The organism is Mycobacterium shunyiense (genome assembly GCF_058270035.1).
The window spans coordinates 38,197-50,585 of record NZ_JBZDPT010000045.1 but is presented as its reverse complement, the minus strand read 5'-3'; the positions used below and the strand labels follow the sequence as shown (position 1 = coordinate 50,585).

11 protein-coding genes are annotated in these 12,389 nt (G+C 65.7%); 7 read left to right on the top strand and 4 right to left on the bottom strand.

Annotation, left to right across the window (positions count from 1 at the left end; genetic code table 11):
* Positions 1–7: 7 nt before the first annotated feature.
* Positions 8–997: a Zn-ribbon domain-containing OB-fold protein gene (locus AC4ELS_RS26470; protein WP_064958831.1), complete on the bottom strand. Its 990-nt coding sequence runs from the start codon at positions 995–997 to the stop codon at positions 8–10.
* Positions 998–1,055: 58 nt separating this feature from the next.
* Here AC4ELS_RS26470 and AC4ELS_RS26465 point away from each other — a divergent pair, with 58 nt between their 5' ends.
* From AC4ELS_RS26465 to AC4ELS_RS26450, 4 genes are all read left to right on the top strand, one after another.
* Entirely contained in the window at positions 1,056–2,087 is a 1,032-nt protein-coding gene (locus tag AC4ELS_RS26465; RefSeq protein WP_499049989.1) for an LLM class F420-dependent oxidoreductase, read from the top strand.
* Positions 2,088–2,197: 110 nt separating this feature from the next.
* Positions 2,198–2,959, top strand: coding sequence for an acetoacetate decarboxylase family protein (locus AC4ELS_RS26460; protein ID WP_448447655.1), 762 nt, complete (start codon positions 2,198–2,200; stop codon positions 2,957–2,959).
* Positions 2,956–4,161: a cytochrome P450 gene (locus tag AC4ELS_RS26455; RefSeq protein ID WP_499049986.1), complete on the top strand. Its 1,206-nt coding sequence runs from the start codon at positions 2,956–2,958 to the stop codon at positions 4,159–4,161. Before AC4ELS_RS26460 ends, AC4ELS_RS26455 begins: the two co-directional genes overlap by 4 nt.
* A gap of 159 nt (positions 4,162–4,320) precedes the next feature.
* Positions 4,321–4,656, top strand: coding sequence for a hypothetical protein (locus tag AC4ELS_RS26450; RefSeq protein ID WP_174554248.1), 336 nt, complete (start codon positions 4,321–4,323; stop codon positions 4,654–4,656).
* Positions 4,657–4,718: 62 nt separating this feature from the next.
* On the opposite strand, the gene AC4ELS_RS26445 is transcribed toward AC4ELS_RS26450, so the two are convergent.
* Together AC4ELS_RS26445 and AC4ELS_RS26440 are read right to left on the bottom strand one after the other, a co-directional pair.
* Positions 4,719–5,999 (bottom strand): sensor histidine kinase, encoded by a 1,281-nt coding sequence (locus AC4ELS_RS26445; protein ID WP_448447609.1) that lies wholly within the window; start codon positions 5,997–5,999, stop codon positions 4,719–4,721.
* 112 nt (positions 6,000–6,111) lie between these two features.
* Positions 6,112–6,912, bottom strand: a complete 801-nt coding sequence (locus tag AC4ELS_RS26440; protein ID WP_064884597.1) for a crotonase/enoyl-CoA hydratase family protein — start codon at positions 6,910–6,912, stop codon at positions 6,112–6,114.
* Between the two features lie 69 nt (positions 6,913–6,981).
* On the opposite strand from AC4ELS_RS26440, the gene fadD19 reads away from it, so the two are divergent.
* From fadD19 to AC4ELS_RS26425, 3 genes are all read left to right on the top strand, one after another.
* Entirely contained in the window at positions 6,982–8,631 is a 1,650-nt protein-coding gene (gene fadD19 / locus AC4ELS_RS26435) for a medium/long-chain-fatty-acid--CoA/3-oxocholest-4-en-26-oate--CoA ligase (protein ID WP_526023051.1), read from the top strand.
* Between the two features lie 14 nt (positions 8,632–8,645).
* Positions 8,646–9,767 (top strand): NAD(P)H-dependent flavin oxidoreductase, encoded by a 1,122-nt coding sequence (locus tag AC4ELS_RS26430; protein WP_463792436.1) that lies wholly within the window; start codon positions 8,646–8,648, stop codon positions 9,765–9,767.
* 102 nt (positions 9,768–9,869) lie between these two features.
* Positions 9,870–10,706, top strand: coding sequence for a class I SAM-dependent methyltransferase (locus AC4ELS_RS26425; protein ID WP_448447605.1), 837 nt, complete (start codon positions 9,870–9,872; stop codon positions 10,704–10,706).
* Positions 10,707–10,712: 6 nt separating this feature from the next.
* Here the strand turns inward: AC4ELS_RS26425 and AC4ELS_RS26420 are convergent, their stop codons facing one another.
* Positions 10,713–12,266, bottom strand: a complete 1,554-nt coding sequence (locus AC4ELS_RS26420; RefSeq protein ID WP_448447603.1) for a succinic semialdehyde dehydrogenase — start codon at positions 12,264–12,266, stop codon at positions 10,713–10,715.
* Positions 12,267–12,389: the final 123 nt, after the last annotated feature.

The window sequence follows — 12,389 nt, the reverse complement described above, 5'->3', positions numbered from 1 at the left end:
GTTCCCTTTACAGGTGGTGCTTGTAGCTGTCGTAATCGGCGTCGGGCTCACCCGTCGGCCGGAAATGCGAGATGTTGTCGATGCCGAGGCCCCATTCCTCCTGGGGCTTCCATACGGCTTCGACCCTCATCCCCATCCGGACTTCGGACGCGTCGATGTCGGTCACGAGATGCAGGAACGGAATGTCGGCACCGTCGAGCAGCACGTAGGCCGCGACGTACGGCGGCTTGATGCGCTGGCCGGCGAACGGGATGTTGATGATCGCGAACGTGGTGACCGTGCCCTTGTCGACGAGCTCCACGAACTGGTCGAGTTCCTTGCCGGTGGCGGGGTCAGCTTCCTTCGGCGGGAAGTAGACCTTGCCGGTGTCTCCGGTGCGTGCGCCCAGCAGTTTGCCGTCGCGCAGACCCCGGAGGTAGGTGCTCTCCGGCTGAGAAGCCGTGTGTTGGATCTCGATGTTGGACGGGGTGACCTGCATGGTGACCGGATCCCGATCGTCGCTGGCCGGCGGAACCTCTTCAGGTGTCTCGCCAGGGACGAAGTAGGCGATGTCGGTGATCGCACCCACTGGCTCGTCGACCCAGTGCGCGTGCACCCGGGCACCTGAACTGAGCTCGCCTTCTTTCACGTCCACGGCATGCAGCAGCGGCGTATCGGCGCCATCGAGCTTGATCAACGCCCAGGCGAACGGCCGGTCCAGCGGCTGGCCTTCCAGCGGCGTGGGTTGCCAGGTCCAGGACACCACGGTCCCCACACTGGACACGGGAACGACCTCGGTCAGGGCCTCGTAGGTGACCGGGTCATACTCAGCGGGTGGCACGTGCACGCGTCCGTCAGAACCGCGCACGCCGACGATCCGGCGCTCACGCAGGGCAGTGAAGAACTGGCTGAGCAGTGGGCCCACTGAACGGGTGTAGTCAAAAGACAGTTTCAGTGGCGCGGAAAGTGGCGGCTCACGGTGATCTGTCGAGGCCGGGCGGCTTTGGCTGGCTGTCACCCATCGAGTAGAACAGGTTCTAACAATCGTGGCAAGGACACGTGGGAAGGCAATCTAAATGAAGCTGGGTCTGCAACTCGGATACTGGGGCGCGCAGCCGCCGACCAATCACGCCGAACTCATCGCTGCCGCTGAGGCGGAGGGCTTCGACACGGTCTTCACCGCCGAGGCCTGGGGCTCGGATGCCTACACGCCGCTGGCCTGGTGGGGCCGGGAAACCACCCGCATGCGGCTGGGCACCTCGGTCATCCAGATGTCCGCCCGCACCCCCACCGCGTGTGCGATGGCCGCGCTGACGCTGGACCACCTCTCCGGTGGTCGCCACATCCTCGGCCTGGGTGTGTCCGGACCGCAGGTGGTCGAGGGTTGGTATGGCGCCAAGTTCCCGAAGCCGCTGGCCCGCACCCGGGAATACATCGACATCCTGCGTCAGGTCTGGGCGCGCGAGGCTCCGGTGCACAGCGACGGCCCGCACTACCCGCTGCCGTTGACCGGCGAAGGCACCACCGGCCTGGGCAAGAACCTCAAGCCCATCACCCATCCGCTGCGCGCCGACATCCCGGTGATGCTGGGTGCCGAGGGGCCCAAGAACGTCGCGATGGCCGCCGAGATCGCCGACGGCTGGCTGCCCATCTTCTATTCGCCGCGTATCGCCGGCATGTACAACGAGTGGCTCGATGAGGGCTTCGCCCGGCCCGGGGCCCGGCGCACCCGGGAGACCTTCGAGATCTGTGCCACCGCGCAGGTCGTGGTCACCGACGACCGGCCGGCGATCATGGAGCTGATGAAGCCGCACCTCGCGCTGTACATGGGCGGGATGGGGTCTGAGGACACCAACTTCCACGCCGAGGTCTACCGCCGGATGGGGTACGCCGAGGTCGTCGACGATGTGACGAAGCTGTTCCGTAGCGATCGCAAAGATGAAGCCGCCAAGGTCATTCCCGACGAATTGGTCGACGATTCGGCGATCGTCGGTAACCTCGACTACGTCAAGGAGCAGATCAAGGCCTGGGAGGCCTCGGGCGTGACGATGATGGTCGTCGGTGCCCGGTCTGTCGAACAGATCAAGGACCTTGCCGCCTTGGTGTAGACCGCTCTGTAGACACTTCTTGAAATCTGTTTACTGCTGGGTCTAGATTCAGTGGTGTGACTGACGCCACTCCTGTCTCGCAGCACACCGTGCTCGGCACCGTGCTGACGATGCCGGTGCAGATCCGGACCGCCGAACAGCACATGGCGATGTTCTCGGTCGATGCCGACGCCGCGCAGCGCATGATCGACTACAGCGGCCTGCGCGTGTATCGGCATCGACCGCACCGCACGATCGTCGTGCTGATGCTGATGCACTACATCGACGGTGACCTGGGCCCATACCTGGAGTACGGCACCAACGTCATGGTGAACCGCCCCGGATCGGAGGCGTCGGGTCTGCGCGGCCTGGGCTCGGCCGGCGCCTTCGTGCATCACCTCCCGGTCGATGGCGAGTTCACGCTGCAGGCCGGCAGGCAGATCTGGGGCTATCCGAAGGTCCTGGCGGACTTCACCGTCCGCGGTGCGGACAGCGGGGCCGGGGTCCGCGGTGCGGACAATCAGGCTGGGGTCCGCGGTGCGGACAATCAGGCTGGGGTCCGCGGCGACAAGCCCTTCAGCTTCGACGTGAACATCGACGGCAAGCCGGCGGTGGGCATGGACTTCAAACCCGGCCTCCCGGTCCCGTCCCGGTTCACCGCCAAGCCGCAGGTGCAATCCACCTTCTCCCATCTCGACGGCGTCCTGCGCGAAACCGAAGGCGAGATGCGGCTTTCGGGTGTGCGGTACCGCCCGGGGGGCGCCACGGTGCGGCTCGGAGAACACCCGTACGCCAAAGAACTCGCGGCCCTGGGCCTGCCCAAACGGGCGATGTTGTCCAGTTCGGTACGCAATGTGCAGATGAAATTTGCTGACGCCAAGGAGATTCCGTGACCCAGGTACTGCTCAAGTCCGATGTCGACCTCACCAACGGCAATTTCTATGCCGACGGCGGCGCGCGGGAGGCCTACCGATGGATGCGTGCCAACGAGCCCGTGTTCCGCGACCGCAACGGGTTGGCTGCGGCCGCAACGTATGCGGCGGTGATCGACGCCGAACGTAACCCCGAGCTGTTCTCCAACGCCGGCGGAATCCGGCCCGATCAGCCCGGCATGCCCTACATGATCGACATGGACGATCCGGCACATGTGTTGCGCCGCAAGCTGGTCAACTCCGGCTTCACCCGTAAGCGCGTCATGGACAAGGTGCCCTCGATCGTGAACCTGTGCGACACCCTGATCGATGCGGTGTGTGAACGCGGGGAATGCGACTTCGTCCGGGATATCGCCGCGCCTCTGCCGATGGCGGTGATCGGTGACATGCTCGGGGTGTTGCCCACCGAGCGCGAGATGCTGCTGAAGTGGTCGGATGACCTCGTCTGCGGGCTGAGTTCGCATCTCGACGAGACGGCCATCAACATGCTGATGGAGACGTTTGCCGCCTACACCGCGTTCACCATGGAGGTGATCGCCAAGCGCCGCGCCGAGCCGACCGACGACCTGTTCTCGATCCTGGTGAATGCCGAGGTCGAGGGCCAGAAGATGAGCGATGACGAGATCGTCATGGAGACGCTCCTGATCCTCATCGGCGGCGACGAGACCACGCGCCACACTCTCTCGGGCGGGACCGATCAGCTGTTGCGTAGTCGCGATCAGTGGGAACGTCTGGTCGCCGATCAGTCGCTGTTGCCCGGCGCGATCGAGGAGACCCTGCGCTGGACCTCGCCGGTGAAGAACATGTGCCGGACCCTCACGGCCGACACGACCTTCCACGGGACCGATCTGAAGGCCGGCGAGAAGATCATGCTGATGTTCGAGTCGGCCAACTTCGACGAAGCGGTCTTCGAGAATCCTGACGAATTCCGCATCGACCGGAACCCCAACAGTCACTTGGCTTTCGGCTTCGGCACGCACTTCTGTCTGGGGAACCAGCTGGCCCGCCTGGAGCTACGCCTGATGCTCGAACGACTGCTCGAACGACTGCCCGACCTGCGGTTGGCCGACGCCAACCAGTTGCCGTTGCGCCCGGCGAACTTCGTCAGCGGCCCGGAATCGATGCCGGTGGTGTTCACCCCGGTGGCGCCGGTGGGGGCCTAGCGGCAGATCGCGCGAGCGTGGGCTCGGCGTGACTGTGTACTCCTATGCATTGGTTAAGCATCAGCTGTGTAATGCGCTCACAGGTTTCGCATAGGCAGTCTAATTAGATAGTCTCGCGATATCGGGGGATATGACGCGACGACTAGAGGAGTGCACGAGATGGCACGACATTTACCTGGGCGAAGTGTGTTGAGCGGAGTGGTGCTGGGTGGGACGCTCCTGGCCGGGGCCATCGGGTTGGCCGGGCAGGCCAATGCGGCGCCGGCGCAAGGGATCGCGCCGGCGCCGGCGAGCGTGATGTCGGTGGTCCCGGCACCGCAGTTCCCGCCGCCACCACCTCCGCCGCCCCCGTTCTGGGGACCGCCACCGCCGCCGCCATTCTGGGGACCGCCGCCACCGCCTCCGTTCTGGGGACCGCCGCCACCGCCGAGGTGGGGCCCACCACCGCCCCCGCCCCACCGTTGGGGACCGCCTCCGCCCAGGCACTGGCGCTAGCGTTGCCCGAAACTGAGGTCCTGCTCGAAACGTCGAGCAGGGCCTCGGTTTTGCGGCAACGTCTACTTCACCTGGAAGTGGGGCGGCCGCTTCGCCACGAATGCTCCGGTAGCGTCGGCGGTGCCTTTCGCGGGAACCGAGATCGACACGGTGGTGCCGGGTGTGCCCGTGACCACGAATGTGCCGCCCGCGGCCAGAACCTTGGCGCAAATCGAGGCGAAGCCGATGTGGCCATCCTCGATGCTCTGTGCAAGCCGCTCGGGCGGAATGCCGACGCCGTCATCTGCGATGCACATCGCGGCCTGAATGCCGTTGTAGCCCAGGGTGAACCGCAGGTTCTGTGCCTGTGCGTGCTTGATGACGTTCGTGGAGAATTCCCGAGCCGCGCTGTAGATCAGATGATCGGCGTCCGTGCGTAGGTCGTCGGGCCAGCCATCAGCGTCCAACTGGACTGTGAGGTTGGTGCGCGTCGCGATGCCGTCAGCCAGCGAGGTCATCGCCGCCTTGAGGCCGGCCCGGGCCAGAACCTCGGGATGCAGTTCACGGACCACGTCGCGTAGGAGGCGGGAGGACTCCGCCAACGCGAAGTCGACTCGGTCCATCCCGTCGACCGATCCGTCCCTGACCTCTTCCATGTCGCGTCGCGCCACCAGCACGTACTGGAGCGCACCATCGTGCAGACGTTCGGAGAGCGATTGGCGTTCACGCTTTTCCAGGTTGATCACTTCTTCGAGCAGGCGGGTGCGCTCGAGGGCCAGGGCGGTGATGGTCCTGGTCCTGGATTGCTGAATCCACGACAACGCGACCGAACCGGCAGCCAGGCCGAACAGCACGGCGGTCCGCGCCAGAATCGATCCCCAGGGCTCATTGCCGTTGGCGGCCTTGTCAACCCAGCTCACCACGAAGAACGTGACGACTGTAGGGACCGCGATCGTGGCGCTGACGACGGGATCGAGTTGCGCTGCTGCGATCAGCGGGATCAGGAACAGCCCGTGCTGTACCACGTCGGAGGTCCAGGTCTCTGCCGAACTGATCCCGGTTTCCGTCGAAATGATCGCAACCGCAAGGAGATCCACGCACAGCATGAGCAGCGCGACCGATCGCCGGGTTCCGCCGCCCAACCGGTCGGCGGAGCGCAGTGTCCACCAGCTCCACACCGTGACCGCCACGACGTAGCCGACGAAGATCGCGCGGTGCAGCCACAGGTTCGAGTGCGGAGGCTGCGACACCAGGGCGACGCCGATGAACATCGCCATGAGCATCCGCAGGGCGAGTTGCAGTAACAGGCCACGGCGTACCGAGTTATCGGTGGTTGGCGCAGACGCCTCATCGCGTTCAGGCATGCCCGGCTCCCGTCCCGGCAAAGTTGGCACGAGTATAGGGCTGCTCAGTGCCGCAATGAGGACAGTTGGCGGGCGAAATCAGCGATGAGGGCGGTCTGGCCGGCAGCGCGGATCAGCGCATCTGGAACTTGGGTGCGCGCTTCTCCTTGAAGGCCAGCGGGCCTTCCTTGGCGTCGGCGGACAGGAACACCGGGATGCCGTTGGCGGTGTCGGGCTTGAACGCCTCGTTCTCGTGCATGCCCTCGGTCTCGCGGATGGTCTTGAGGATCGCCTGCACGGCCAGCGGGCCGTTGTTGTTGATCACCTCGGCGATCTCCAGGGCCTTGTCCAGCGCGGTGCCATCCGGAACGACATGGCCGATCAGGCCGTACTCGAGCGCCTGAGCGGCGGTGATGTGCCGTCCGGTCAGCAGCATGTCGCACGCGATGGTGTAGGGAATCTGGCGCACCAGGCGCACTGCCGAGCCACCCATCGGGTACAGGCTCCACTTGGCCTCGGAGATGCCGAACTTGGCGCTCTCGCCGGCCACGCGGATATCGGTGCCCTGCAGGATCTCGGTGCCGCCGGCGATGGCCGGGCCCTCGACCGCGGCGATCAGCGGCTTGGTGAGCCGACGGCCCTTGAGCAGGCCGTCGATGCGCGACGGGTCGTAGCTGCCGTCCTTGAACGAGTCGCCCGGCGGTTTCTTGGTGGCGCCCTTGAGGTCCATGCCCGCGCAGAAGTACCCGCCGGCGCCGGTGAGGATGCAGGTGCGGATCTCCGGATCGTTGTCGACGCGGTCCCAGGCCTCGACCATGATCGAGAGCATCTCGGTGGAAAGCGCGTTGCGCGCCTCGGGCCGGTTCAGCGTCAGGATCAGGGTGTGTCCGCGCTGCTCAATGAGGGCGTCGGGTCCTTTTTCGGTATCGCTCACGGGTGTCGGCTCCTATGCATTTTCAACCCAGACTTGTCTCGAAATGTAACACGTTCTAGTTTAGGTTCTGTGGCTCTGAATATTGCCGATCTTGCCGAGCACGCCATCGATGCTGTGCCTGACCGTGTCGCCCTGATCTGTGGCGACGAACAGCTGACCTATGCGCAGTTGGAGGAGAAGGCCAACCGCCTGGCCCACTATCTGATCTCCCAGGGTGTGAAGAAGGACGACAAGGTCGGCCTTTACTGTCGCAACCGCATCGAGATCGTGATCGGGATGCTGGGCATCGTGAAGGCCGGCGCGATCCTGGTCAACGTCAACTTCCGCTACGTCGAGGGCGAGCTGAAGTACCTGTTCGAGAACTCGGACATGGTCGCGTTGATCCACGAGCGTCGTTACGCCGACCGCGTGGCCAACGTGCTGCCCGAGACACCCCTGGTCAAGACCGTCCTCGTCGTTGAGGACGGATCGGACGATGACTACCAGCGGTACGGCGGTGTCGAGTTCTACTCGGCCATCGCCGAGCACTCACCCGAGCGCGACTTCGGCCCGCGCAGCGAAGACGACATCTACCTGCTCTACACGGGCGGCACCACCGGATTCCCCAAGGGCGTCATGTGGCGTCACGAGGACATCTACCGAGTGTTGTTCGGCGGCACCGACTTCGCCACCGGCGAACCGGTCGCCGATGAATACGACCTGTCCAAGCAGGCGGCCGCCAACCCGCCGATGGTCCGGCTGCCCATCCCGCCGATGATCCACGGTGCGACCCAGTCGGCCACCTGGATGGCCCTGTTCACCGGCCACACCGTGGTGCTGATGCCGGAGTTCGACGCCGACGCGGCGTGGCGGATGATCCACGAGCACAAGGTCAATCTGCTCTTCTTCACCGGTGACGCGATGGCCCGTCCGCTGCTCGATGCGCTGTTGGCCCACCAGGACGCGGGGAACGAATACGACCTGTCGTCGCTGTTCCTGCTCGCCAGCACCGCGGCCCTGTTCTCCACGAGCCTCAAGGAAAAGTTCCTTGAGCTGCTGCCCAACCGGATCATCACCGACTCGATCGGCTCCTCGGAGACCGGGTTCGGTGGTACCTCCGTCGTGGCCAAGGGGCAGAGCCACACCGGCGGCCCGCGGGTGACCATCGACAAGAACACCAAGGTGCTCGACGAGGACGGCAACGAGGTCGTCCCGGGTTCGGGCGTGCGCGGCATCATCGCCAAGTGCGGCCACATCCCCGTCGGTTACTTCAAGGACGAGAAGAAGACCGCCGAGACCTTCCGGACCTACAACGGTGTCCGGTACGCCATCCCGGGTGACTACGCCGAGGTCGAGGCCGACGGCAGCGTGACCATGCTGGGCCGCGGCTCGGTGTCGATCAACTCCGGTGGCGAGAAGATCTACCCCGAAGAGGTCGAGGCGGCACTGAAGGGCCACCCCGACGTGTTCGACGCGCTCGTGGTCGGCGTGCCCGACGAGCGCTTCGGTCAGCATGTCGCCGCGGTCGTGCAGGCTCGCGAGGGGTCGCGCCCGACCCTGGCCGAACTCGACACGTTCGTGCGCAGCGAGATCGCCGGATACAAGGTGCCGCGCAGCCTGTGGCTGGTCGACGAGGTCAAGCGTTCGCCCGCGGGCAAGCCGGACTACCGGTGGGCAAAGGACACCACCGAGGAGCGGGCGGCCGACGAGGTGCACGCGAATCATGTTGGAGCGAAGTAGATGAGGACTCGACCGTGAAGACAGAATTGAGCGAAAGATTCGGGGTCGAATACCCGATCTTCGTCTTCACCCCGTCGGAGAAGGTGGCCGCGGCCGTCACCCGGGCCGGCGGTCTGGGTGTGCTGGGCTGCGTGCGGTTCAACGATCCCGACGAGTTGGACAACGTGCTGTCCTGGATGGACGCCAACACCGACGGCAAGCCGTACGGCGTCGACGTGGTGATGCCCAACAAGATCCCGACCGAGGGCAGCGCCGTCGACATCGACAAGCTGATTCCGCAGGCGCATCGGGACTTCGTCGCGAAAACCCTTGCTGATCTTGGTGTTCCGCCGCTGCCCGAGGAGGGCGAGCACAACACCGGTGTGCTGGGCTGGCTGCATTCGGTGGCGCGGAGCCATGTCGAGGTGGCGTTGCGTCATCCGATCAAGCTGATCGCCAACGCGCTGGGGTCCCCGCCCAACGATGTCATCGAGCAGGTCCACGAGGCAGGTGTCCCGGTGGCCGCGCTGGCCGGCAGTGCGAAGCATGCGCTCAGCCACGTCGCCAACGGAGTGGACATTGTGATCGCCCAGGGCCAGGAGGCCGGCGGGCACACCGGTGAGATCGGTTCGGTGGTGTTGTGGCCGGAAATCGTCGACGCGGTCGACGGCAAGGCCGCTGTGCTCGCGGCCGGCGGGATCGGCAGTGGCCGGCAATTGGCCGCGGCGCTGGCGCTGGGTGCTCAGGGTGTGTGGATGGGCTCGGCGTTCCTCACCGCGGCCGAATACGACCTGGGTGTGCGGCGTGAGTCGGGTGCCTCGGTGATCCAGGAGGCGTTGCTGAAGGCCACGTCCGCCGATACCGTGCGCCGAAAGATCTACTCCGGCAAGCCTGCCCGGATCCTGAAGAGCCGCTGGACCGACGCCTGGGACGCACCGGACGCCCCCGATCCGCTGCCGATGCCGCTGCAGAACATCCTGGTCGGCGAGGCGCATCAGCGGATGAGCCTGTCCGATGACCCGACTGCGGTCGCGATGCCGGTGGGCCAGATCGTGGGCCGGATGAACGAGATCCGGCCGGCCGCCGACATCATCGCCGAGCTGGTCAGCGGTTTCGAGGCGGCGACCAAGCGCCTGGACGGTATCGCCGGAAGCTGAGTCTGCGCTCAGCGCACCGAGCCTGCGTCCAGATCGCGACCACTCACGACTTCGCGATCTGCACGCAGGCTCGATGTCGTTGGGATGGGTATGGTCGAGCTGGTGAACGTAGCGGACGCCCTGGCGGCGAACCGGGCCAACTGGGACGACCGGGCCGATGTGCATGTCCGGTCCGAGATGTATGACGTGGCAGGGTTTCTCGCCGATCCCACCGACATTTCCTGGGTGGTGCGGAACGACCTCGAGGTGCTCGCGCCGCACCTGCCGGAAATGGGCGTCAAAGACCGGTCACTGCTGCACTTGCAGTGCCACATCGGCACCGACACCATCTCCTGGGCGCGTCTGGGTGCCCGCGACGTGCACGGCGTCGACCTTTCGCCGAATTCGCTGCGGCACGCGGCCCGGATCGCCGAGGCCGATGGTCGTGACGTCACCTGGGTCGAGGGCGATGCGCGCTTCGCGTCGACGTTGATCCAGCGCCGCTTCGAGATCGTGGTGACCAGTACCGGAACCATCGTGTGGTTGCCCGAGCTGGTCAACTGGGCGCGGTCGATCCATGACCTGCTCGAGCCGGGCGGGGTGTTCATGATCCGCGACGACCATCCGATCCTGAGCGCCCTGGACTATGAGCCGTGGGACATCACCGACGACTACCTCAGTGGTGGGGGAGCCCGAACCTACGACGACGACGGGACGTACACCGAAGACTCGGCAGGGCAGATCCAACATGTGCGCAACCACGAATGGCGCCACGATCTGTCCGAAGTCGTGACGTCGTTGCTGCAAGCCGGGCTCGTCATCGAGGCCCTGGCCGAACTGCCTTACATGGACTGGCAGGCTTTCCCGGCTCTCGTGCCTTGCCCTCAGGGCTGGGCGCTACCGCCCGGGGCGCCGCGGATTCCGCTGAACTTCGCGGTCGTCGCGCGGCGTCCCGAATGAGGAGTTCTAGCGGCCGGGCAGCTTCTGCAGTGCCCTGATCATCGGGGTGAGCGCCTTCTGCCAGACGGTCTGCGAGATCCCCAGCGGCGGATCGAGATTGATCACCCGGGCCGTGGAGACGGTCTGAGACTCGGTGTACTTGAGGATCCCGTCGGCGCCGTGGCGGCGCCCGACGCCGGAGGCCTTCATGCCACCCATGGGGGCCGCGGTGCTGCCGAACGCCAGGGCGTAGCCCTCGTCGACGTTGACCGTGCCGGAATTGACCCGGGCCGCGATCGCCTCGCCCTCGGACTTCGATCCAGCCCAGACGCTGGCGTTCAGGCCGTACTCGGTGTCGTTGGCCTTCTCGACGGCCTCGTCGACCGAATCGACCGGGTAGATCGACACCAGCGGGCCGAATGTCTCGTTGCGCGCGCATTCCATCTCGTCGGTGACGCCGGTCAGCACGGTCGGCTCGAAGAACAGCGGGCCGATGTCGGGGCGCGCGTGGCCGCCGGCAACCACCTTGGCGCCCTTGGCTTTTGCGTCGTCGACATGGCCGGACACGGTCTTGATCTGGTCTTCGGAGATCAGACTGCCCATGTCGGCGGTGAAGTCGTAGGCCGCCGAGAGGTTCATGTTGCGCACCTGCTCGGCGAACTTGGCGGTGAACTCGTCGGCGACGTCCTTCTCGACGTAGATCCGTTCGATCGAGATGCACAGCTGACCGGCATTGGAGAAACAGGCGCGGGTGGCGGCCTTGGCGGCGACCTTGAGGTTGGCGCCCTTGGTGACGATCATCGGGTTCTTGCCGCCGAGCTCGGCAGAGAAGCCGATCAGCCGGCGGCCGCACTGCTCTGCCAGCGCCCGCCCGGTGGCCGTCGAACCGGTGAACATCATGTAGTCGCAGTTCTCGACGATCGCGGTGCCGACCACCGAACCCGGCCCCGGCACCACGGCGAACAGATCACGCGGCAAGCCGGCCTGATACAGCAGCTCGGCATTGGCCAGCGTGCAGTACGGGGTCTGGCTGTCGGGCTTGACCACCACCGCATTGCCGGCCAGCAGGGCCGGGATGGAATCCGAGATCGACAGGGTCATCGGGTAGTTCCACGGCGAGATGACGCCGATGACACCCTTGGGGTGGTGGTTGACCACGGTCTTGACGAACCCGGGCAGCAGACCCTGGACCCGCTTGGTCGAGAGCAACCGGGACGCCTCGCGGGCGTAGTAGCCCGCGTTCAGGATCATGTCGACGATCTCTTCCTGCGCGGCCGAGCGGGCCTTACCGGTCTCGGCCTGAGCCACGTCCATCAGGAAGTCACGATTCTCGGCGAGCAGCGCGCCGAAGCGCTTGATGATGGCGGCGCGTTCCTTGACCGGACGCTTGGCCCACTGGGCCTGTGCGGCCCGGGCTTTGGCGAAGGCGGCGGTGACATCGTCGGCGGTGCCGACCGGGATGGTGGTCAGTTCCTTGCCGGTGAAGACCTCGTCGATCGGCTTGGACTGCCGGGCTCCGACGTCGTCGATGGCGACGAGCGCGCGCAGGCGGGCGAAGTCGGCGGCGGACGGAGCAGGCATCGGGGACTCCCTACTGGCAAGTAACTAACAGTCAGGCTCAACCTACTCGGTACCGGCAGTCCGACAAAGGCCCACCTTGTCCGATCTGTTCACGACTGCGGGCGGTCCAGCGTCCTAACCTGC